22 protein-coding genes and 1 other RNA gene are annotated in these 22,168 nt (G+C 26.0%); all 23 read right to left on the reverse strand.

The window, feature by feature from the left end; genetic code table 11:
- Nucleotides 1-9 precede the first annotated feature (9 nt).
- The 23 genes from hslU to HF862_RS02500 all read right to left on the reverse strand — a co-directional run bounded on the left by hslU (nt 10) and on the right by HF862_RS02500 (nt 22,079).
- Entirely contained in the window at nt 10-1,320 is a 1,311-nt protein-coding gene (hslU, locus tag HF862_RS02390) for an ATP-dependent protease ATPase subunit HslU (RefSeq protein WP_170186332.1), read from the reverse strand.
- Nucleotides 1,321-1,467: 147 nt separating this feature from the next.
- Complete coding sequence (locus HF862_RS02395; RefSeq protein ID WP_170186333.1) at nt 1,468-2,052, reverse strand: XTP/dITP diphosphatase; 585 nt, start codon at nt 2,050-2,052, stop codon at nt 1,468-1,470.
- A gap of 9 nt (nt 2,053-2,061) precedes the next feature.
- Nucleotides 2,062-2,811 (reverse strand): ribonuclease PH, encoded by a 750-nt coding sequence (rph, locus tag HF862_RS02400; protein ID WP_170186334.1) that lies wholly within the window; start codon nt 2,809-2,811, stop codon nt 2,062-2,064.
- Between the two features lie 12 nt (nt 2,812-2,823).
- Nucleotides 2,824-4,605, reverse strand: a complete 1,782-nt coding sequence (locus HF862_RS02405; protein WP_170186335.1) for an ABC transporter ATP-binding protein — start codon at nt 4,603-4,605, stop codon at nt 2,824-2,826.
- Nucleotides 4,599-5,678, reverse strand: a complete 1,080-nt coding sequence (lpxB, locus tag HF862_RS02410) for a lipid-A-disaccharide synthase (protein WP_170186336.1) — start codon at nt 5,676-5,678, stop codon at nt 4,599-4,601. The genes HF862_RS02405 and lpxB overlap by 7 nt, the downstream gene beginning before the upstream one ends.
- Nucleotides 5,679-5,693: 15 nt before the next feature.
- Nucleotides 5,694-6,497 carry an LpxI family protein gene (locus HF862_RS02415; RefSeq protein ID WP_170186337.1) on the reverse strand — a complete coding sequence of 268 codons (804 nt, stop codon included), beginning with the start codon at nt 6,495-6,497 and terminating at the stop codon, nt 5,694-5,696.
- On the reverse strand, nt 6,497-7,270 hold the full coding sequence (gene lpxA / locus HF862_RS02420) for an acyl-ACP--UDP-N-acetylglucosamine O-acyltransferase (protein WP_170186338.1): 774 nt from the start codon (nt 7,268-7,270) through the stop codon (nt 6,497-6,499). The genes HF862_RS02415 and lpxA overlap by 1 nt, the downstream gene beginning before the upstream one ends.
- 20 nt (nt 7,271-7,290) lie before the next feature.
- A complete protein-coding gene (fabZ, locus tag HF862_RS02425) occupies nt 7,291-7,728 on the reverse strand; it encodes a 3-hydroxyacyl-ACP dehydratase FabZ (RefSeq protein WP_170186339.1) in 438 nt (145 codons plus the stop codon).
- A gap of 73 nt (nt 7,729-7,801) precedes the next feature.
- Entirely contained in the window at nt 7,802-8,632 is an 831-nt protein-coding gene (gene lpxC, locus HF862_RS02430; protein ID WP_170186340.1) for a UDP-3-O-acyl-N-acetylglucosamine deacetylase, read from the reverse strand.
- 8 nt (nt 8,633-8,640) lie between these two features.
- A complete protein-coding gene (locus HF862_RS02435; protein WP_170186341.1) occupies nt 8,641-10,833 on the reverse strand; it encodes an ATP-dependent helicase in 2,193 nt (730 codons plus the stop codon).
- Nucleotides 10,834-10,843: 10 nt separating this feature from the next.
- On the reverse strand, nt 10,844-12,073 hold the full coding sequence (locus tag HF862_RS02440) for a cation diffusion facilitator family transporter (RefSeq protein ID WP_170186342.1): 1,230 nt from the start codon (nt 12,071-12,073) through the stop codon (nt 10,844-10,846).
- 75 nt (nt 12,074-12,148) lie between these two features.
- Nucleotides 12,149-12,235: signal recognition particle sRNA small type (gene ffs, locus HF862_RS02445), an RNA gene on the reverse strand.
- 60 nt (nt 12,236-12,295) lie between these two features.
- A complete protein-coding gene (locus tag HF862_RS02450) occupies nt 12,296-12,730 on the reverse strand; it encodes a hypothetical protein (protein ID WP_170186343.1) in 435 nt (144 codons plus the stop codon).
- Between the two features lie 12 nt (nt 12,731-12,742).
- Nucleotides 12,743-13,066 (reverse strand): hypothetical protein, encoded by a 324-nt coding sequence (locus HF862_RS02455; protein ID WP_170186344.1) that lies wholly within the window; start codon nt 13,064-13,066, stop codon nt 12,743-12,745.
- 1 nt (nt 13,067) lies between these two features.
- Nucleotides 13,068-13,517: an RNA polymerase sigma factor gene (locus HF862_RS02460; protein ID WP_027127846.1), complete on the reverse strand. Its 450-nt coding sequence runs from the start codon at nt 13,515-13,517 to the stop codon at nt 13,068-13,070.
- A 26-nt stretch (nt 13,518-13,543) separates the two neighbouring features.
- On the reverse strand, nt 13,544-13,984 hold the full coding sequence (locus HF862_RS02465; RefSeq protein WP_170186345.1) for a hypothetical protein: 441 nt from the start codon (nt 13,982-13,984) through the stop codon (nt 13,544-13,546).
- A 73-nt stretch (nt 13,985-14,057) separates the two neighbouring features.
- The gene (gene ispG / locus HF862_RS02470; RefSeq protein WP_170186346.1) at nt 14,058-15,101 is read right to left on the reverse strand and encodes a flavodoxin-dependent (E)-4-hydroxy-3-methylbut-2-enyl-diphosphate synthase; all 1,044 of its coding nucleotides are present in this window, start codon (nt 15,099-15,101) and stop codon (nt 14,058-14,060) included.
- A 454-nt stretch (nt 15,102-15,555) separates the two neighbouring features.
- Nucleotides 15,556-16,584: a PTS transporter subunit IIC gene (locus HF862_RS02475; RefSeq protein WP_170186347.1), complete on the reverse strand. Its 1,029-nt coding sequence runs from the start codon at nt 16,582-16,584 to the stop codon at nt 15,556-15,558.
- Nucleotides 16,585-16,764: 180 nt separating this feature from the next.
- The gene (locus tag HF862_RS02480; protein ID WP_170186348.1) at nt 16,765-17,877 is read right to left on the reverse strand and encodes a peptidoglycan DD-metalloendopeptidase family protein; all 1,113 of its coding nucleotides are present in this window, start codon (nt 17,875-17,877) and stop codon (nt 16,765-16,767) included.
- A complete protein-coding gene (gene rho / locus HF862_RS02485) occupies nt 17,877-19,136 on the reverse strand; it encodes a transcription termination factor Rho (RefSeq protein ID WP_170186349.1) in 1,260 nt (419 codons plus the stop codon). The genes HF862_RS02480 and rho overlap by 1 nt, the downstream gene beginning before the upstream one ends.
- An 11-nt stretch (nt 19,137-19,147) precedes the next feature.
- Nucleotides 19,148-20,467 carry a tRNA (N6-isopentenyl adenosine(37)-C2)-methylthiotransferase MiaB gene (gene miaB / locus HF862_RS02490; RefSeq protein WP_170186350.1) on the reverse strand — a complete coding sequence of 440 codons (1,320 nt, stop codon included), beginning with the start codon at nt 20,465-20,467 and terminating at the stop codon, nt 19,148-19,150.
- 75 nt (nt 20,468-20,542) lie between these two features.
- The gene (locus HF862_RS02495; protein ID WP_170186351.1) at nt 20,543-21,196 is read right to left on the reverse strand and encodes an N-glycosylase/DNA lyase; all 654 of its coding nucleotides are present in this window, start codon (nt 21,194-21,196) and stop codon (nt 20,543-20,545) included.
- 10 nt (nt 21,197-21,206) lie between these two features.
- Entirely contained in the window at nt 21,207-22,079 is an 873-nt protein-coding gene (locus HF862_RS02500) for an alpha/beta hydrolase (RefSeq protein WP_170186352.1), read from the reverse strand.
- Between the last annotated feature and the right edge of the window lie 89 nt (nt 22,080-22,168).

Consider the following 22,168-nt stretch of genomic DNA (forward strand, 5'->3'; position numbering starts at 1 on the left):
AATTTTCTCCTATAATATATATTTATCTAAATTTTCCTCTTCTTTTTCATTTTTTATAATTTTATCAACCATTTTCTTATCTATATTAATTTTTTTAAATTCTTTATAAGGAGCCTCAAACATTATATCTCTTAAAATTAACTCTATTACAGCAGCCAATCTTCTAGCCCCAATATTTTCAACAGTACAATTTTGTTCATAAGCATATTCTGCTATTTTTTCTATTGCATTTTTACTAAAAGTAATCTCTACATTATCAACTAAAAGTAAACTTTTATATTGCTCAATTAAATTATAATCTACTGTTGTTAGTATTTTTACAAAATCCTCTTTTGTTAAATCTTCCATAGATACAACTAAAGGAAATCTTCCTTGTAATTCTGGCATTAAATCTGAAAAACTTGCCTCACTAAAAGCTCCTGCAGCTATAAATAAAATATGTTCTGTTCTTACAGGACCATATTTTGTCATAACAGTAGTTCCCTCTATTATTGGAAGTATATCTCTTTGAACTCCTTGACGAGAAACTTCTCCTCTCCCTACACTATTAGTACCAGCTATCTTATCTATTTCATCAATAAAAATAATCCCATCATTTTCTACTTTTTTTACTGCTTCTCTTCCTATTTCATCATAATCTAGATTTTCTTCAATTTCTTTATTTATTATTAAATTAATAGCATCTTTTATCTTTACTTTTGATTTTTTTCCCTTTCTTCCTTCTCCCATACTCATTACATTTTGAATTATATCTCCAATATCCCCTTTTTCTGAATAACCCATTATTTCTATTATAGGAGATTTATTTCCTTGTTCATATTGACTTTTATCCAATTCAATAGTTTTTTCATCATAATTTCCTTTTTTTATTTCTTCTATTAAATTAGATTTAAAATTTTCATCTAATGTATCTAAATTATTTATTTTTTTAGCCACTTCTTCTACAGCCCTATCATAATATTTTTCTTTTAATTCCTCTGTTTTTTCAGAAGTAAATCTTTTTACTGTAAGAGAAACTATGTCTTTTATTATACTTTCAACATCTTTTCCAACATAACCTACTTCTGTATATTTAGTAGCCTCCACTTTTAAAAATGGTGATTTTGTAATCTTTGCCAATCTTCTAGCAAGTTCTGTTTTTCCAACTCCTGTTGAACCCATAAGAATAATATTTTTAGGAGTTATTTCTTCTCTCATATTTTTATCTTTTATATTTTTTCTTCTATATCTATTTCTTAATGATATTGCTAAATTTCTCTTTGCCTCATCTTGTGAAACAATATATTTATCCAATTCTTTTACTATTTCACTTGGAATCATCTTTCCTCCTTAAATATCTATAAAAAATCTCTATACTTTTATATTATACTATAATTTGCTATTAAATTTTAATTTATTTCTTTAAAATTCTTCTATAATTTTTATAAATTTTATATAAATATAAAAAAGCTAGCTTATTCAACTAGCTTATTTTAATATATCATCTAGATTTTCTTTAAGTTTTGCCAATGCTTTAGCTCTATGACTGATTTTATTTTTGAAATCTTCCATTTCAGCTGTTGTTTTCCCATATTCTTTTACATAAAAATATGGATCATAACCAAAACCATATTTTCCACGAGGTTCATCTATTATTTCCCCATGAATTTCTCCTGTATAACTATAAGTTTCACCAGTTGGTTTTGCTAAAGTTATTACACATACAAATTTTGCATTTCTATTTTCAATACCTTTTAAATTTTCAATAAGTTTTTTATTATTTGATTCATCAGTAGCATTTTCTCCTGAATATCTTGCTGAATAAACTCCTGGAGCTCCTCCTAAAGCTTCAACACATATTCCTGAATCATCAGCTATTGTTATCATATTTGTAAATTTTGAGATTTCTAAAGCTTTCTTTTTTGAATTTTCTTCAAAAGTTTTTCCATCTTCTATTACTTCAGGAATTTCTATTCCATCATTTATAGATAAAATTTCGATATCTTCCTTTGAAAATATTTTTTTTATCTCTTCGATTTTATGTTTATTTCCTGTTGCTAAAAAGATTTTCATTTTTCCACCTTATCTTTCTACTATACCAAATTCTTCAGATAAATTTTTATCTTGTATTTCAAATAACTCTTTAAGTCCTTTTTCTGCTAAATCAAGTAATTGATTTAATTCTACTCTACTATAAGTAGCTTCTTCTCCAGTTCCTTGAATTTCTACAAATTCTCCTTTATCATTCATAATTACATTCATATCAACTTCAGCTGCTGAATCTTCACTATATTTTAAATCTAACATTGGAATTCTATTTACAATTCCAACACTTATGGCTGCTATTTTAGATTTTAAAGGATTTTCTAATAAAGCTCCAGCTCTTACCATTCTTTCTATAGCCATAGCTAAAGCAATGTATCCTCCAGTTATTGAAGCTGTTCTTGTTCCTCCATCAGCTTGAATGACATCACAATCTATTGTTATTGTTCTTTCTCCAATTTTATCTAAATCAACACAAGCTCTTAAAGCTCTTCCTATTAATCTTTGAATTTCCATAGTTCTTCCACTAAGCTTACCTTTAGAAGATTCTCTTTGAGTTCTTTCTTCAGTTGCTCTAGGTAACATTGAATATTCAGCAGTTATCCAACCTTTTCCTGTATTTCTTAAAAATGGAGGTACTTTATCAGATATTGAAGCAGTACAAATAACCTTTGTATTTCCAAATGAAATAAGGACAGAGCCCTCTGCATGCATTGTATAATTTCTTACTACTTCTACCTTTCTAATACTATCTACTTCTCTTCCATCTTCTCTTAAAACTTTACTCATTTTTCTCTCCTCTTATAATGTCGCTAGTTCCTTTTCTCTATTATATTGAATATTGTACAATTTTGAGTACAACCCTTTTTTGGCCAATAACTCTTCATGTTTTCCAACTTCTTTTATAACTCCTTTATCCATAACAATTATTTTATCAGCTGATATTATTGTTGATAATCTATGTGCAATAACAAAAGTTGTTCTTCCTTCCATTAATTTATCTAAAGCTTCTTGTACAAGTTTTTCTGATTCTGTATCTAAAGCTGAAGTAGCTTCATCTAATATCATTATAGCTGGGTCTTGAATTAAAGCTCTAGCTATAGCTATTCTTTGTTTTTGTCCTCCTGAAAGAAGAACTCCTCTTTCTCCTACTTCTGTTTCAAATCCTTTTTCTAATTCTACAATAAAATTATAAGCATTGGCCATCTTTGCTGCTTCCTCAATTTTTTCTCTTGAAATATTAGGTTTTCCAAAAGCTATATTTTCAGCTATTGTTCCACTAAATAAAAAAGTATCTTGTGGAACCATCCCTATATGTGCTCTATATTGCTTTAAAGAATATTCTCTTATATCTATATTATTTATTTTGATACTTCCACTATCTATATCATAAAATCTAGGAAGCAAATTAACTATTGTAGTCTTTCCACTTCCACTACTTCCTACAAAAGCTACTACTTCTCCTTTTTTCACTTGGAAACTTACATCCTTTAAAACTTTTGTTTCAGTATTTGGATATGTAAATTCAACATTTTCAAAAGTAATATTTTCAACATCACCACTAAATACTTTTGGTTCTTCTATAAAACAATCTCTTTCAGGTTTTATCTTAAATATTTCCATTACTCTATCACCTGAAGGAACTATTTCATAAAGCTCACTATTTCTTCTTATAAATCTTTTAAGTGGTTGTTGCATAAGTCCAGCAGCTGTTAAGAAAGAGATTAAATCTCCTGGAGTAAATGTTTTTAAATATATAATTGAATATCCTCCATAAGCAGCTACTAACACCAACATAAGAGCTGTTAAAACTTCATTTAATGGAGATATTTTAGCCTTTATTTTTGCTGCTTTATATATTTTTTTCATTTCTCCATCAGTTACAATTTCATATTTTGCTATAATGTCATCTATTTTATTAAAACCTTTTATAACCTGAACTCCTGCTAGTGATTCTTGCATAAAAGCTGTAGCATCTCCAATAGTATCTTGTCTTTCTTTACCTGTATTTCTAAGTTTTTTAGTATATTTCTTTACCATAATAAAGATAGCTGGAGCTACTACTAAAGCTATTAAAGAAAGTATTATATCTACTTGAAACATTCTAACTAAAAAAGCTGAAACTGTTATTATTTCTCTTAACATATCAAATAAAAGAAATCCTATTCTTCCTAAATTTGAAGAATCTCCAGACAACCTAGCCATTATATCCCCTAACTTATTTTGATTAAAATAAGATATTGGTAAATGTTCTAAATGTCTAAATATATCTATTTTTATCTCTCTTCTTATTTTCTCACTCAAATAAACAGAGGTTGTTTCAGCATAGTAAGCTGTTAATGATTTTATCAAAGTTGTTAAAAAAATTCCTCCACCTACTAATATCATCATCTTTCCATTTTTAGAAATTAAAACATCATCTACTAAATATTTAGACAACCAGGCTGGTACAGCTCCCATAGCTGATGATATTATAGATAAAGTAACAGTTCCTATAAGCCATATTTTATATTTAAAACTGTACTTTATGAAGCCCCCCAAAGCATCACTTTTATAAATTTTCGCCAATTTTTCTTTTAACATTTATTTTTTCCTTCCAAAATATATTTAGAATAACTTCTAATTATATCTTTCCCATAAAGTTTTTTTCTAATATTTTCTATATCACTCTGATATTTCTTTCTATTAGACATTATAAATTGAAGTTTGTCTAAAATATTCTTTTCATTATACTGATTTCCTATAAGTTCTGGATAAACTTCTTTATTTTCAGTTAAATTAGGAAGAGAGATATATTTTATTTTTAATAAATATCTTCCTATCAAAAGATTTAATAAACTAGGTTTATATACTACTATTGCTGGTAATCCCATAATAGCCAATTCTAAAGTTACTGTCCCAGAGGCAGCAATAGCCACTTGAGATTTTTTTACAGCATCTTCTAAACTTCCTTGAAAAATTTCTAAATTTTTATAAATATTTAAATCTCTATCTATCCATTTAAAAGTTTTTTTATCAGGAAGTTTTAAAATAAATTCTTTATCTTTATTTTTTTCAACTAAATTAAGCATTTCAGGTAATAAAGATGTAATTTCTTGTTTTCTACTTCCTGGAAGTAATAAAATTTTATTTCCTATTTCATCACTTAATAAAGGATATTTCTCAATAAAAGGATTCCCATAATAAACAACATCTATTCCATATTGTTTATAAAAATTAACTTCCCAAGGAAATATTACCATTATATGGTCAGCTAATCTTAAAGTTTTTATTCTTTTTTTACCCCAAATCCATAATTTTGGAGGAATATAATAAAAAACCTCCACTTGAGGCATTCTTTCTTTTAAAAGTTTTAAAAAAGCTAAATTAAATCCTCCATAATCAACTAAAATAACTTTTTCTATATTATTTTTTTCAATAAATTCCAAATATTCATAAGCTTTTTTCTTTAAAAATTTATATTTTTTTAAAGCTTCTAAAAAACCTATAATAGCTAATTCTTTTATATCTAATAGTGATTTTACTCCTAAAGATTTACAATTTTCCCCAACTATTCCGTAAAATTCAACTGTATTATCTTCTTCTAAAATATTTTTTATTAAATAAGAAAGATGTAAATCTCCAGAAACTTCTCCAGTTGAAACAAATATTTTCATAAAAACTACCTCTTATTATTTTATTCCAACAATAAAAATACCATTTTCATCAGCTAATTTTATTGCCTCATCTTGCTCTGTAAAAATCATCTTTCCAGCCTCCCCAACTACTCCTCTAGCTTTTATTTTTACTAAAGTTTTTATTGTTTCTATTCCTATTGTGGGAATATCCACTCTCATATCTTGTTGAGGTCTTGCCATTTTTACCATTATACAATTTTCTCCACCTAATTCTCCGCCTCTTAGTATAGTTTTGTCTGTTCCTTCTATACCTTCTAAAGCTATTACTGAAGAATTTTTACAAATTACTGTTTGTCCTGCGTCTACTTCACTTAATGCTTTCGCTGCTTCTTTTCCTAATTTTATAGTATATAAATCTTCTGAATTAGGTTTTATCATCGTATAACATTTATTTTCAAACATTACTTTCTTTAAAAAAAAGTTTTGGGGAATAACTTTTATTCCATTTAATTTTAAAAATGCTATGACTCCAAAAAGGAGAGTCTCATCTTTCCTATCAGGAAGATTATCAAGAAGTTCCTCTCCAAATTTATCAAATTTTACATTTTTAAAAATTAACTCTTTTTCTACTTTTCCTAACATAATAACTTTAAATATTTTATTTTTTATAAGATATTTAGTTATATTTCCTACTTCTCCTATATTAAAATTTTTAAAATTAATATGTTTTTTTACATTTTCATCTACTGTATCAAAAAGTCCAATAGGGAACATTTCTATATTATTATGATGTTCTATCTCTCTCATAATTGAAAAAGGAAGTTTTCCATTTCCAACTATTACCCCTATTCTCTCCATTATTTTGATATCCCCCGACTACTTTGTTTTATAAAATTGACCATTGTCATTACATTTTTACTTTCACTATATGTTTCTTCTAACTGACTTAGTGCTTCTTTTAAAGGTAAACCTTTTCTAAATAATATTTTATAAGCTCTTTTTAAATCCAATAGTTCCTCATCACTAAATCCTCTTCTTCTAAGACCTACTGTATTAAGACCTACTGGAATAGCTTTATTCCCATCAGCTAATATAAATGGACAAATATCTTGAGTTACAGCTGAAGCTCCTCCTACCATTGCATGATCCCCTATTTTACAAAATTGATGAACTCCTGTAAGACCTCCTACTATTGCCCAATTTCCTATTTCTACATGTCCTGCTAAAGTAGCATTATTAGAAAATATACAATTATCTCCTATTATTACATCATGAGCTACATGGACATAGGCCATTAATAAATTATTATTTCCTATTCTTGTTTCCCATTTATCATCTGTTCCTCTATGAATAGTAACAAATTCTCTAATAGTATTATTATTTCCTATTATAGTTTTTGTTGGTTCTCCCTTATATTTTAAATCTTGTGAAGCTTTTCCTATTGAAGCAAAAGAATAAATAGTATTATTTTCTCCAATTTCAGTTATTCCTTCTATTACTACATGAGATTGTATAGTTGTTCCATTTCCTATTTTTACATCTTTTCCAATTATACAAAATGGTCCTATCTTTACATTATCTCCTATAATTGCTCCATCTTCTATTATTGAAGTACTGTGTATTTCTACCACATTAATTCCCCCATTCACAATTATTTATCCATTATACTAAAAGTAAATTTAACTTCAGTTACAACTTTACCATCTACTTTTGCTACACCTTCGGCTTTTATTATATTTCTTTTTTGTTTTAATATTTTTGCCTCATATATTAATTGGTCACCAGGTCTCACTGGAGCTTTGAATTTTACCTCTTCTAAAGCTGCAAAATATGGAACTTTATTTTTTCCATCTTCTCCTGCTAACTCAAATACTAAAACTCCTAGAGCTTGAGCTATTCCCTCTACTGTTAATACTCCTGGTAATATTGGGTGTCCTGGAAAATGCCCTTGAAAACAAGCTTCATTTATTGTAACATTTTTAAGTCCTATTACTGTACTATTTTCTCTATCAATATCTATAATTCTATCCACTAATAAAAATGGATATCTATGTGGTATTCTTTCCATTATTTCTGTTACTGTTAACATCAATTTACCTCCAACTTTTTTCTTAGCTTTATTATACTATATATACTGTTTTTTTTGTATATTTTTTATTTTTTTATTTTAAATTTTTTAAAATATTAGCAAATTCAATATCTAAAGCATGACCAGCTTTTATTGCTATTATATGAGCTTTTATTGGTTTATTTAATATTTTTAAATCTCCAATAATATCTAACATTTTATGTCTTACAAATTCATCCTCATATCTTAAGCCACTTGGATTCATAACTCCATCTTTTTGAATAACAATAGCATTGTCTAAAGTTCCACCTAAAGCTAAATTATTCTTTTTCAAATATTCTATTTCATAATCAAAGCCAAAAGTTCTTGCATTTCCTATTTCTTTTTTATAATTTTCTAAATTTATTTCAGTTTCTAACATTTGAGTTTTTAAATAAGTATGATTAAATTTTATTGTATAAGTTAATTTATATCCATCATAGGGTAAAGCTACTATATGTTTATCCTCTTTTGATAAATATATAGGTTCTTTTACAATAATTTCTTCTATATCTTCTTCTAATTCTTTTATTCCGATTTTTTCAATTTCCTCAATGAAAACTCTAGCACTTCCATCACAAATTGGTAATTCATTATCACCTAACTCTACTATTAAATCTGTTATTCCTAAGACATATAGAGCTGATAAAAAATGTTCTATAGTATAAACAGCTGCTCCGTATTCATTTTTTAAATTAGTTCCTCTTGTTAAATCAAAAGTATTTTCTATATCAAGACTTATAAGATTTTTTCCCTCTTCTAAATCTGTTCTTTTAAAAACAATTCCTCCATTTTCACTAGGAATTAAATGAAGTTTTATATTTTTTCCTTTATGAAGTCCTATTCCCTCATAAAACATTTCATTTTTAAGAGTTTTTCTTTTCATTTTTCCTCCTATTTCTTTAAAAATTTACTAGCTAATATTAAAGCTATATCTTTTTCTCCATCTACAAATTGTACTGTTATTTTTTTCTCTGTAATTCTTGTTACTTTTCCTAATCCAAATTTTATATGAGTAACTTTATCACCTATATTATACGGACTATTTTTAATATTTTCTATAGATTTTTTTAATTCTTTTGTATTTTCAAAAGTATTAATTGATTTTTTACCTATTTTTTCATAAATTTTTTCATCAACACTTTTTTCCATTTTACTATGTATTTCTACTGCCCTTTCTATTAAATCTTCTGGTATTTCTTTTATAAATCTAGAAGGAGTCATAAATTGTTCTTTTCCATAATTATATCTTTGGGAAGCAAAAGATAAAAATAGTCTTTCTTCTGCTCTTGTTATTGCTACATAACAAATTCTTCTTTCTTCTTCTAATTGTTCATTATCTATTATAACTTTTGTTGTATTAGGAAATACTTCATCTTCTAATCCAACTAAAAATACCACAGGGAACTCCAATCCTTTTGAATTATGGATTGTCATTAATTTAACATACTCTTTCTCTTCATCTAAGTCATCAGTAGCACTTACAAGAGATACATTTTCTAAATATTCTCTCAGTGTTAAGTTATCAATAATTTTTTCTAATTCAAATATTGAATTTCTTAATTCTTCTATATTTTCAATTCTTGTATCATAGTCCTCGTAATTTGTTTCTAAATATTTTTTATACTCTGTTAATTGAATTAACTCATTAAATAATTCTGATACAGGAAGTTCCATACTATCTTCTATTAAAACATCTAATATCTTAGTAAACTCTTTTATTTTTTCTACAGTAGTTTTTCCTATTCCTTCTATTTTTTCTATTTCTTTTAAACTTTCAAAATAAGTTAAACTATTTTCTAAAGCATAAGTTTTTATTTTTTCTACAGTTTTATCTCCAATTTTTCTTTTAGGTACATTGATTATTCTATCTAAATTTATCCCATCCATTTGATTGTTTATTACAGATAAATATCCTAGTATGTCTTTTATCTCTGCTCTTTGATAGAATTGAATTCCTCCAAAAATTTTATAAGGTATTCCTTCTCTCAAAAATCCCTCTTCAAATAATCTTGATTGAGCATTTGTTCTATATAGAACTGTAAAATCATTATATCTTTTTCCAGATGATTTTAATTTTTTAATTTCATCCATTACAAAATTAACTTCTTGTCTACCATTTTCACAAGCTTTTAATAAAATTCTATTTCCAGTAGCTCTTTTTGTCCATAAATTTTTATTTTTAGAACTTTTATTATTTCTTATGATTGTATTTGCTGCTTCTAATATTACTTTTGTTGAACGATAATTTTCTTCTAACTTTATAACAGTAGCATCTTTATAATCTTTTTCAAAATCTAATATATTTTGAATATTTGCCCCTCTAAATCCATATATACTTTGATTTTCATCACCAACAACACAAATATTTCTATATTTTTTAGCAATTTTGTTCACTATTTGATATTGAATATTATTTGTATCTTGATATTCATCTACCATTATATACTTAAATTTATCTTGAACTTTATCTAATATCTCTGAGTTGTCTAAAAGTTTATTTGTATTTACTAATATATCTGAAAAATCCATTCCATTATTATTTTTTAATTCTTTATCATATCTATTATAAACTTCATAAATAACTTTGTAATTACTATCATAAGTATTTTCTTTTAAATATTCATCTGGATTTTTCCCATCTTCTTTTAATCTTGAAATTATTGAAGCTATTTTTCCTTCTGTCAAATCTTTATCTTCTACTACTAAAGTTTTTAATATTGATTTTATAACTCTTTTTTGGTCATCAACATCATAAATAGTAAAATTAGAATTATATCCTATTTTATTTCCATATATTCTCAAAAGTTTTAATCCAAAAGAATGAAATGTAGAAAGCATTACTTTTTTCCCATCTTCACCTATTAAACTTTCAACCCTTTCTTTCATTTCTTTAGCTGCTTTATTTGTAAATGTTACTGCTAAAATAGAATATGGAGATACTCCTTTCTCTAATATCATATAAGCTATTCTATAGGTAATTGTTCTAGTTTTTCCTGAACCTGCCCCTGCTAATATTAGCACAGGTCCATCTATTTTTTCTCCAGCTTTTTTCTGTTGTTCATTTAATGCATCTAATATACTCATTATTAACTCCTTACTCAATGAAATAATCTATATGTATCATCACTTCTTTTATTTCTTTAAAATCAGTCATCAAAGATTCCTCTAAATCATCAGAAAGATTATGTGCTTCATATACTGTCATGTTTTTATCAACTCTTATATGAAAACTTAGAAAGATTTTATCTCCTGACCTTCTCATATATATCTCATGAACATTTTTTACTTGAGTATTTGTGGAAAGATAATCTTCAATTTCTTTTATAAATTCATTTTCTTGTTTGTCTAAAATAACATCTGAAACTTCTAATATTGTACTAATTCCCTCTTTTAATATAAGAAGAGCTACTATTATACTAACTATAATATCAAATATTGGAGAAATATATATAGATAATAATATTCCTATAATTACTCCTGTTGAAGAAAATACATCACTTCTACTGTCTCTAGCATCTGCTATTAAAGCAGAATTTTTAGTTGCTTTTCCTATTTTCATTTTATAAAAATACATTCCATATTTTACAATTATTGAAATAATAGCTAAATAAATTGTAGAAAATTCAGGAATATAAGAATAATCTTTTGAAATAATTTTAAAAATAGAATCCTTTCCTATCTCTATTCCTGTTATTACTACAAATAATCCTACCATTATTCCAATTACACTTTCTATTTTTTCATGTCCATAAGGATGTTTTTCATCTTTTGGCATATTACTAAAATGTATCCCCAAAAGAATTGCCATAGAACTTATTACATCTGATAATGAATTAAATCCATCAGCTACTAAGGCATTTGATTTCCCTTTTAATCCTCCAAATATTTTAATTATCGCTAGAAAAATATTGAAAATAATAGAACCTAAAACAACTACTATTCCATCTTTTTTTCTTGAATCTTTTTTTAAATTGTAAAATAATTTTTCTCCATCATATTTAAAACCATATTTTTTTAAAAAAGATTTTATTTTAGGCTCTTCTCCTGTATATTCTATAACTTCTTTATTATTTTTTTTACTATGATTTATAAAAAAATCTATCAATTTAGTTCCACTTGATTTATATCTATCTTCTTCTCTTATAAAAATATTTTCTATTAAGTAACTTTTTTCTTTTTTCCAAGCTGATATATATCCTATTTTTTCAGATTTATCCTCTAATACAATACACTCAGCATCATTTAAATTACTTTTAAATTTTTCTAACCTTTTAAAAGTATCACTATATTTTACTATATCTTCCCCACTTAAAATTTTATACATTTTCACACCTCTAAACTTATAAAAAAAAGGAGAAGTTTCCCTCTCCTAAATATATTTCTTTAATACCGCGAAATTAACTTTGAATCCACACCCACAAAAATACCTTAGTGCTGCTTCCTTCCAGACCTGACACGATTCGATATCTTTATGCTATGAACCTCCATTAATTTTCACGGCTTAATAATTATATCATAGTTATTCTCTTCAGTCAATAAAATTTCTTTATTTTTTATTTGAGTGTTTGTTTTCATTAGCTGTTTGCAATCTTTGAATAGCTATTTCCCTAGCTTTTAAATATTGCTCTTGAGTTATACATTGTTGGGCTTCATATTGAGCTCTTATTTTATCTTTTAAAATTTCTGCTTCAATATCTCCTATTTCATCTATTAGTTTATAAACTTTATCCCAATTTTTTTCTATTCCTGTTATAAGATATTTGTTTATCTCTAACTCTTTACTTTTTTTATCTAAAATAAGATAATTATACTTGTTTCTAGAATTATTTATTATTTCTTTTGCTTTTATTATATTTTCTCTTTTTACTCCCACTTTAGCAAAGTCCTTTTCAGTAATCATTCCTAAACTTTCAAGATTATCTTCTGAAAAAACTAAAGTTCCAATTATAAAAAATAATGTCAATACACTTCTTTTTAACATTTTTTGCCTCCACTAAGATTGCATATTCACAGCAAAATACTCATCTGTTTTTAATTCTGCTCTATCTTGAATATTATTAACATTAAAATAATTATCTATAATATCATTAGTATTTCTATTTCTTATATCTAAATTTTTATATGTAGATATATTTGCATATTCTCCAATAGTATTAACACTTGTTTCTTTAGAAGGAATAAAATTATAAATAGAACCTGCAAATATTCCTATTATAAAAACTGACATAGTTAAATATGATTTTCTTTTATTTTTTTGTTGTTCTTCCTTTAATAGTGTTTTATATATATTTACTCTTACTCTCTCTTTAGGTGACATTTTATTCCTCCTCTAAATTTTTTAAAGCTTTATAATATATAGATTTTATTGTTGATATATTTCTCCCTTTAAGCTCAGATATTTCTCTTAATTTATATCCATAAACATCTTTCAATAATAATATTTCTCTCTCTTCTTTACTTAGTTTTTTTAAATTTTCTTGAATAATCATAGGGCTATTTAAATCTGTTCCATCTTCTATATTCAGTATCTCTTCATTCAACTCTAAATCTATTTTTTTCTTTCTAAAGAAATCATAAGTTTTATTAATAGCTATCCTATATATCCAAGTATAAATTTTACTGTCTGCTCTAAACTTAGATAAATTTTTATATACACTCACAAATACTTCTTGAGTTATATCTTCTGCATCTTCTGCATTTTTTACTGAGCTTAGGATTTTATAATAAATACGATCGAAATATTCATCATATATTTGATCAAAATCCATCTCTCTCCCCCTATATTCAGTTTTATTTATTTCCATCCTTTTCCTACTTGAAATTCTACTCTGCAGTTATTACCTTTAATATCTATAACTTTATCCTCTGTCATATTGATTCTTCTTACTGTCTCATAATCATTATAATATCCACCACTTCCACCATCATCATCATCTAAAGAATCTCTTGAAAATAGAAGTGATATTCTGTATTTTTCTTCTTCTGTATATCTGAACCAATATTTTCCTTCTTTTACATAATATTTTACTCCTGGTTTTATTTGAACATTATCTAAATATACATGTCTTGTATATTGTGGGTCATAATTTACTTGAAATAAATATCTATCCTCTTGCTTTTCTAATCCAATTTCTTGATTATACTCTTTTGGCAAAAATGGGTCTAGCGCCTTACAACCAGATATACTCAAACTTAATAACATAGCTGTTAATAAAATCCCTGATTTTATTTTCATTTTTTTCTCCTAAAATCAATTTTTTTTATGAATTTAATCTTTTGACTAATTTTTTTTTAATTTTGTTTAATAATTATAAAATTTCATTTAACATATTTCTTAATTCAGGAATAATATCTTCTTCTTTTACTTTTTTTATAATTTCTCCTTTTTTAAATAAAAGAGCCTCTCCTTTTCCACCAGCAACTCCTATATCTGCTTCTTTTGATTCCCCTGGTCCATTAACAATACAACCCATTACAGCAATTTTTATATTTTTTTGTATATTTCCAAATTCTTTTTCTACTTGTTTAGCAAGCCCTATTAAATCAATTTGAGTTCTTCCACATGTAGGACATGAAATTATTTCTACTCCTTTTCTCAATCCTAATACTTTTAATATTTCTTTTGCCACTTTTATTTCTTCAACAGGATTTTCTGTTAAAGATACTCTTATAGTATTTCCTATCCCATCAACTAAGAGACTTCCTATTCCAATAGCTGATTTTATACTTCCCTGAAATTCTGTTCCAGCTTCAGTAACTCCTAAATGTAATGGATAATCTACTAAATTAGAAATTTTTCTATATGCCTCTACCATCATTCCAACATTACTTGCTTTTAAAGAAATTATTATATTATGATAATCATATTTTTCTATAAGTTTTATATGATACATAGCACTTTCAACCATTCCATCAGCAGTAACTTTTCCATATTTTTCTAAAATTTTCTTTTCAATAGAGCCACTATTAACTCCTATTCTAATAGGAATATTTAGTTTTTTTGCTTTTTCTACAACTAATTTTACCTTTTCATCATCACCAATATTTCCAGGATTTATTCTTAATTTATCAATTCCATTTTCCATAGCTTTCAATGCTAATTTATAATCAAAATGTATATCTGCCACTAAAGGAATATTTATTTTTTCTTTTATAGATTTTATAGCTTCTGCTGCTTTTTCTGTATTTACAGTTATTCTTACTAATTCACATCCAGCTTTTTCTAACTCCTTTATCTGATTAATAGTTCTTTCTATATCCTCTGTCGGAGTATTAGTCATTGATTGAATTACAATAGAATTCTCTCCTCCTATATATATATTTCCTACTTTTATTTCTCTTGTTTTTTTCATTAAATATTCACCTCAAAATATTAATTAACACAAAAGTATTTTATCATATATAATTCAATATTTAAAGTTTATACTATAAATTTACCTTGACATATTTCTGACACTACATACATATATAATCAATTTATCATAATATTTTCCCAATTAATTATCATAAAAAAGAAGTTATTTTCAAAAAATGAAAACAACTTCTTTTTTATTTTAATTTTTATATTTTTTGTTTGCCATTTTTGTGACACATTGTTCTTTTATAATTAATTCATCATAATATTTTCCCCATTAGTTATAATAAAAAAGGAGCTATCCCCCAATAATAGCTTCTTTTTTTATTTATTTTTTTATTATTGACATATTTCTGACATATTACTCCTTTATAATTAATCTATCATAATATTTTCCCATTAATTTTTATGATTTGGAACCGTTTTCCCAGACGGTTCCTTTTCATTTTTTGTTATAAATTTAGTTTTAAATCTCCTTTTTTTATTAATCCTTTTTTTCTCATTACTACGGATATCATTATAGTTAAAATCGCTGGTAAAATAAAATGTAATAAAAGTATAGTCAAATATAATTTTACTCCTCCTCTTCCTATTTCTTCCATAGTACCTATTGTTGCTATTTGTCCTACAAAACCACAACTTCCCATTCCAGAACCTATAGGGCTATTCTCCATTTTAAATATTATTGTCGAAACTGGTCCTAAAATTGCTGAAGCCATTGTTGGTGGTATCCAAATTTTCCAATTTTTTATAATATTACTCATTTGTAACATTGAAGTTCCTAATCCTTGAGCTGCTAATCCACCCCAACTATTTTCTCTAAAACTCATTACAGCAAAACCAACCATTTGACAACAACATCCAATTGTTGCTGCTCCTCCAGCTAATCCACTAAGTTGTAACATCATACATATAGCAGCACTACTTATTGGTAATGTTAAAGCTATTCCAACTAAGACTGATATAAATATTCCCATATAAAATGGTTGTAATTCTGTTGCAATCATTATTAAATTTCCAAAATAAGCCATAAATTTAGAGATACTTGGCCCTATAATTTCTCCTACTAACATTCCTGATATTATTGTTATTGAGGGAGTTAATATAATATCTATTTTTGTTTCTTTTGATATTAATTTTCCTATCTCAACACCTACTATTGTTCCTATAAAAGCTCCTACTGGTCCTCCAACTTTATTTCCAAATGCCCCTACTATTGTTGAAGCAAATAATACTAAGCTAGGAGCTTTTAATCCATAAGCTATAGCTACTCCTATAGCCGCTCCTGTCATACTCATAGCTAAAGGAGCTACCTCATTAACTAGATATGATATATTAAATTTACTTCCTATTGTTTTTAAAATAGTTCCTACTAATAAAGAAGAAAAAAGCCCCATAGCCATATTACTCATAGCGCTTATTAAATATCTTTCTGTACTAAATATAACATCTTTCTTTTTGCAAAATTCCTTTAATCTCATTTCTTTCTCCTGTTTACATAATTTTATTTATATGTCTTGTCATATAAAATACAGATAATATTATATATTTTTTTTAAAATTTTTGCAAACATTTATTTAATTTTTTATGTTAATAGAAAAATATAATTTCTCAAATAAAAAAGAGGCACCTATATTCTTTGATACCTCTCTTTTATAAAATTATTTTCTTAAAAATTCCATAGGATTTAAAGTTTTTCCATTTTTTCTAACTTCAAAATGAAGATGTGGTCCTGTAACTCTTCCTGTCATTCCACTTTCCCCTATTATTTGTCCTTGCTGTATTTTTTGTCCTTTTTTTACATTTATTTTATTTAAATGAGCATATCTTGTCTCATATCCATCTGAATGCTTTATTTTTACTAAATTTCCATATCCTCCTGCTACACCAGCAAAAGTAACTTCTCCCCTTTTTGCTGCATAAACAGGAACATATCTTGCTACTAAATCTACTCCTGAATGAAGTATATATCTTTTAAGAACAGGATGAAACCTATTTCCATAAGGACTTGTAATTCCTTTATATTTTACAGGCATCACAAATTTTTCTCCTAAATTTTTTAAAGAATTTATATCTGGATTTTTTAAAAATAATTCATCCCCTATTACTAAAATATCATTTTTTAAATTATTATACTTCCTTATTGTTTCAACATTAACTTTATATTTACTAGCTAAATCATACAAAGTATCACCTGATTTAATTTTATAAAATATTCCATTTACAGTAGATAAAATTATTTTTTGTCCAACATATATTGTCGAACCAAGTTTAGGATTATTTTCTCTTATAATTGAAATACTTTGTGAAAACATTTCTGCTATTTCACTTAAATTATCTCCAGATTTAACTGTATATTCCATTTTTCCAACTATATCATTTTCTCTTTTAGTATAAAATTCATCTTTAAAACTTTTAAAAGAATCTTTTGGAATATCTTTTTTTTCTTCAATATTTTCATTTTTATCTTCTATTTGTATTTCCTCTACTTCTTTAGTTTTTAAATTATAGTTTCTTTTTATTGTAAAATAATTTCTTCCTAAAACAGAAAATACATCCTCTATATTATTATTAGATTCTTTTTGATAATATTCTGTAAATTCTGAAGTATTTACTACTTCTTTACTAAATGGCTTTAAAAATAAATTAATAATAAAAAGATTCATTAAAATAAAAAATCCTGTAACAATTAAGGCATCTTTATTTCTTAAAGTTTTTTTTGTTTTTGCTGAAGTTACTGTCTGATAAAAATTGTTATTTCTTTTAGTTCTCATTAAACCTTATTCTCCTTTTCATCAAAACTTTTTTTATACCTTTCTATCATTTCCTCATTACTTTTTGTTTTTTTTAATTCATTTATAAGGTATTTTGTTGATGATGCCTTATCTAAACTTGATAAATATCTTCTAAAATTCCAAATAACTGGTAATTTTTCTTTTTCTATTAAAAGCTCTTCTTTTCTAGTTCCTGATTTTTGTATATCAATAGCTGGATATATCCTAAGTTCTGATAAGCTTCTATCTAAATGAATTTCCATGTTTCCAGTTCCTTTAAATTCCTCATAAATTATATCATCCATTTTACTACCTGTATCAATTAAAGCAGTCGCAATTATAGTTAAACTTCCTCCATTTTTTATATTTCTAGCTGTACCAAAAAAATTTTTTGGATAATATAAAGCACTTGGGTCAATTCCTCCTGAAATTAATTTTCCGCTAGAAGGAATAACTATATTATATGCTCTTGCTAATCTAGTAAGAGAATCCATTAAAATTACAACATCCTCTCCATTTTCTACTTTTATTTTGGCTCTTTCTATAATTTCTTCAGTAACTTTTATATGATTCTTAGGATCTTCATCAAAAGTAGAATAAAATACTTCAGCCCCTTTTACATTTTCTCTTATATCAGTAACTTCTTCTGGTCTTTCATCTATCAATAAAATCCATACATCTATATCTTTATAATTTTCAATTATAGAATTTGCTATTGTACTTATAAGAATTGTTTTTCCTGCTTTTGGAGGGGCTACTATAAGTCCTCTTTGTCCCTTCCCTATTGGAGCAATTAAATCTATTATTCTTCCTGAAATATTAGAAGAGTTCGTTTCTAAAGTCAATTTTTCTGTAGGATAGTATGGTACTAATTCTTCAAAAGGAACTCTTGCTTCTGCTTTATCTGTAGATTCGTTATTAACAAATAAAACTTTTCTCAAAGCATAATTTTTTTCATCATCTTTAGGTTTTCTCACTACACCTATAATAATATCTTGTGGTCTTAATTTAAACTTTTTTATTTGTGATAACGAAATATAAATATCTTTTTTCCCTTCTACTGTTGTATCTCTTAAAAATCCATATCCATCAGCCATTATATCTAATTTTCCACTAGCTATTGTAAAATCATCTGAATTTTTAAAATACTCTTCTATTAAAGTGATTAATTCACTTTTTTTCTTTCCAGATACATTTTCTATATCTAATTGTTTACAAATTTCAAGAAGCTCTCTCAATAGAAATTTATCAAATTCCATTTTTTTCTCCTTTATTCTTGAACTAGTTCTCCATATAAAGTCCATGTTTTACATTCATTTATTTTTACATCTACAAAATGACCCTCTAAAGATTTATCTCCTTCAAATAAAACTATTTTATTTGTAGAAGTTCTACTACTTAAAACATTTTTATTTTTCTTACTTGGTCCCTCTACTAATACTCTTTCTATCTTTCCAGCATAAGTTTCACTTATCTCTTTAGAAATTTCAGTCTGAAGAGCTATTAATCTCTGAAGTCTTTCATGTTTTATATCATCACTTAAATGTCCATCCATTTCAGCTGCTTTTGTTCCTTGTCTTATAGAATACATAAACATAAAAGCTGTATCATACTTTGATTTTCTTACTACATCTAAAGTATCTAAAAAGTCTTCTTCTGTTTCTTGTGGGAATCCAACTATAATATCTGTTGTTATAGCTATATCTGGTATTCTTGTTTTTATCTTATCTATAAGTGCTAAGTATTGTTCTTTTGTATATCCTCTATTCATTAATTTTAATATTCTAGTAGAACCAGATTGTAAAGGTATATGTAAACATCTAGCTATTTTAGGATTTTTGGCAATAACGTCTATTACATCATCTGTAAAATCTCTTGGATGTGGAGAAACAAATCTTACAATAAAATCCCCCTCTATATCACAAATATTTTGTAATAAGTTTGCAAAAGTTTCCTCTTTCGATAATCCTCTTCCATAAGAATTAACATTTTGAGCCAACAACATAATCTCTTTATAACCTTTTTTTACAAACTCTTTAGTTTGCTCTACAATTTCTGCCATTGGAACATATCTTTCTCTTCCTCTTACATAAGGCACTATACAATAAGTACAGAAATTATTGCATCCATAACCAATAGATATTGAAGCTGTTATTTTATTATCAAAATCAGCATCTATTCTAGGTGGTAATTGTTCTTCATATTCTGTTAAGATTACATGTTTAACTTTTTTATTACTCTCTATTTCATCAAGAGCTTCAGGAATTCTTCCTATATTTTGATTTCCCATAATTATATCTATATATGGAAATTTTTCTAATAATTTTTTCCCTTGTTCTTGAGCAAAACAACCTGTTATTATTATTTTAGTTCCTCTTTTATCTCTAACTCTTTTTAAATCTCCTAATTTTCCATAAATTTGAGTTGCTGCTCCCTCTCTTACAGTACAAGTATTTAAAAATACTACATCTGTCCCTTCTATATCTTCAGTTATATTATAATCTAAATTTTCCATTATTTTTCTTATTTTTGCACTTTCATTTACATTCATCTGGCAACCATAAGTTATAACAGTAGCATTCTTTTTCATTAATCCTCCAAAAAATTTTTTTCAATCTCGAAAATTATATCATGATTTCTATTTTTTTTCAAATATTTCACTTTTTTATTTGAATATTTCTCCAGCCTCTAAATACCATAGAAGCAAATCAAAACTGTCCATTGGAATTCCTACTTCTTCACAATATTTTTTCATTTTTTCTTCTATTTCAAAATATAATTTTTTGGTAAGAGTTTTAGGAATTTCATTTATAACTTCTAATCTAACTAAGTTTTTTAAAATATGTCTATCTAAAATTGCCACTTCTTGTCCAAAACCTACATTTCTTAAGAAGTGTCCAGCTTCTTTCCATGACATACCTTTTATATTTTCCACTATCCAATTTCTTCTTTCAGCTACACTAGAAAAACTTTTAAAAAAATCTTTAGTTATAATTTTCCCATCTTTATTTGTCATTTGTTGTCTTAATAAAACTAAATATTTTGCTTTATTATTTTTAAATCTTACTATATTTAAATATTCAGTTAATTCTTCTGGAGTTCCTATAAATAAAACCCCATCATTTCTCATATTAGTTATAGCTTTCCAAGCATTACGAGCTTTAGATTGTGGAGTAAGTATACAAAATGATAACTCAGCATGTATATCTTCGTTAGTACCTTTTTCCCAAATTTCCTTATATTCTTTTAATCTTTTTTCTATATCTGGTTTTATTTCTTTATATTTTTTTTCTATTTCATAAAAATATTGATTTTTCATTTTTCTCCTTTTAATACCTATCTTTCATCCATTCTACTATAGTAAAAGATAATTCCCTCTCTTTTTTTATATATTTGTGACTAGCTCCGTATATTAATTTACTAGAAAAATCATTTGTTCCTATAGCTCTTTTCTTTAATTCTTCTAAATCTTTTTCTGGAGTATCTACTATTACACTATCCTTTTCTCCTAAAATTACAAGTATTGGTTTATTTATATCACTAAAAATTCCAAAGCTCTTAGGTTTCTCAACTAAAGGAAATATATCTAAAATACTTCCTTTTCTAAAAGTATAAAAAGTTCTAGAACTTATAGGAAATATATTTAACATTTTTCCTTCCATTATTTTCTTTGAATTTCCAGCTTTTATATTTTGTTCTGCCTCTAAAAACATCTTCTTACTTTCTTCTCTTCTTCCTACTAATCCTGCTGTATCTGGAGCCGAAATAAGAATTAATCCATCTATAATCTCTATTCCTTTTTTTGATAAATAATATAAATTTTTTAAACATCCAAAACTATGAGATGCTAAAATAATCTTTTTATATCCTAATTCTTTTGCTGTCTCTATCCATAAATCTACATCATAAATAGATTCACCAAATTTTTCATAGGTAGAACCAATTATCTTATTACCAGCTTTTTTTGTTACAGGGTCTCTAACTATTATACTATTAATAACTCCATAACCTCTATTATGACCAAAAATAAATCCATACCCTTCTTTTGATAAATTTTCTCCTATTAATTCTATAAAATTATTTTCAATTACATTATCAAACATTCCATGAGTAAAAACAACACAGGCTTTTTTTTCTTTAGGCTCCCAATAAGCTCCTACTAAATTTAATCCATCCTTTGTATATCTATGAAGTAATTCCATCTATTCACCTCAAAAAATTTTTTCATTATATTATATAATAAAACTTTAAAATAGTCATTTTTATTTTTCTTTATATATAGACTTTTTTT

It is taken from the genome of Fusobacterium sp. FSA-380-WT-3A, from assembly GCF_012843705.1.
Lineage (GTDB): Bacteria > Fusobacteriota > Fusobacteriia > Fusobacteriales > Fusobacteriaceae > Fusobacterium_B.

Excerpts from the sequence above, each read along its gene's own strand:
- hslU (WP_170186332.1), bottom strand. The coding sequence starts at position 1,320 with ATGATTCCAAGTGAAATAGTAAAAGAATTGGATAAATATATTGTTTCA.
- HF862_RS02395 (WP_170186333.1), bottom strand. The coding sequence starts at position 2,052 with ATGAAAATCTTTTTAGCAACAGGAAATAAACATAAAATCGAAGAGATA.
- rph (WP_170186334.1), bottom strand. The coding sequence starts at position 2,811 with ATGAGTAAAGTTTTAAGAGAAGATGGAAGAGAAGTAGATAGTATTAGA.
- HF862_RS02405 (WP_170186335.1), bottom strand. The coding sequence starts at position 4,605 with ATGTTAAAAGAAAAATTGGCGAAAATTTATAAAAGTGATGCTTTGGGG.
- lpxB (WP_170186336.1), bottom strand. The coding sequence starts at position 5,678 with ATGAAAATATTTGTTTCAACTGGAGAAGTTTCTGGAGATTTACATCTT.
- HF862_RS02415 (WP_170186337.1), bottom strand. The coding sequence starts at position 6,497 with ATGGAGAGAATAGGGGTAATAGTTGGAAATGGAAAACTTCCTTTTTCA.
- fabZ (WP_170186339.1), bottom strand. The coding sequence starts at position 7,728 with ATGTTAACAGTAACAGAAATAATGGAAAGAATACCACATAGATATCCA.
- lpxC (WP_170186340.1), bottom strand. The coding sequence starts at position 8,632 with ATGAAAAGAAAAACTCTTAAAAATGAAATGTTTTATGAGGGAATAGGA.
- HF862_RS02435 (WP_170186341.1), bottom strand. The coding sequence starts at position 10,833 with ATGAGTATATTAGATGCATTAAATGAACAACAGAAAAAAGCTGGAGAA.
- HF862_RS02440 (WP_170186342.1), bottom strand. The coding sequence starts at position 12,073 with ATGTATAAAATTTTAAGTGGGGAAGATATAGTAAAATATAGTGATACT.
- HF862_RS02450 (WP_170186343.1), bottom strand. The coding sequence starts at position 12,730 with ATGTTAAAAAGAAGTGTATTGACATTATTTTTTATAATTGGAACTTTA.
- HF862_RS02455 (WP_170186344.1), bottom strand. The coding sequence starts at position 13,066 with ATGTCACCTAAAGAGAGAGTAAGAGTAAATATATATAAAACACTATTA.
- HF862_RS02460 (WP_027127846.1), bottom strand. The coding sequence starts at position 13,517 with ATGGATTTTGATCAAATATATGATGAATATTTCGATCGTATTTATTAT.
- HF862_RS02465 (WP_170186345.1), bottom strand. The coding sequence starts at position 13,984 with ATGAAAATAAAATCAGGGATTTTATTAACAGCTATGTTATTAAGTTTG.
- ispG (WP_170186346.1), bottom strand. The coding sequence starts at position 15,101 with ATGAAAAAAACAAGAGAAATAAAAGTAGGAAATATATATATAGGAGGA.
- HF862_RS02475 (WP_170186347.1), bottom strand. The coding sequence starts at position 16,584 with ATGAGATTAAAGGAATTTTGCAAAAAGAAAGATGTTATATTTAGTACA.
- HF862_RS02480 (WP_170186348.1), bottom strand. The coding sequence starts at position 17,877 with ATGAGAACTAAAAGAAATAACAATTTTTATCAGACAGTAACTTCAGCA.
- rho (WP_170186349.1), bottom strand. The coding sequence starts at position 19,136 with ATGGAATTTGATAAATTTCTATTGAGAGAGCTTCTTGAAATTTGTAAA.
- miaB (WP_170186350.1), bottom strand. The coding sequence starts at position 20,467 with ATGAAAAAGAATGCTACTGTTATAACTTATGGTTGCCAGATGAATGTA.
- HF862_RS02495 (WP_170186351.1), bottom strand. The coding sequence starts at position 21,196 with ATGAAAAATCAATATTTTTATGAAATAGAAAAAAAATATAAAGAAATA.
- HF862_RS02500 (WP_170186352.1), bottom strand. The coding sequence starts at position 22,079 with ATGGAATTACTTCATAGATATACAAAGGATGGATTAAATTTAGTAGGA.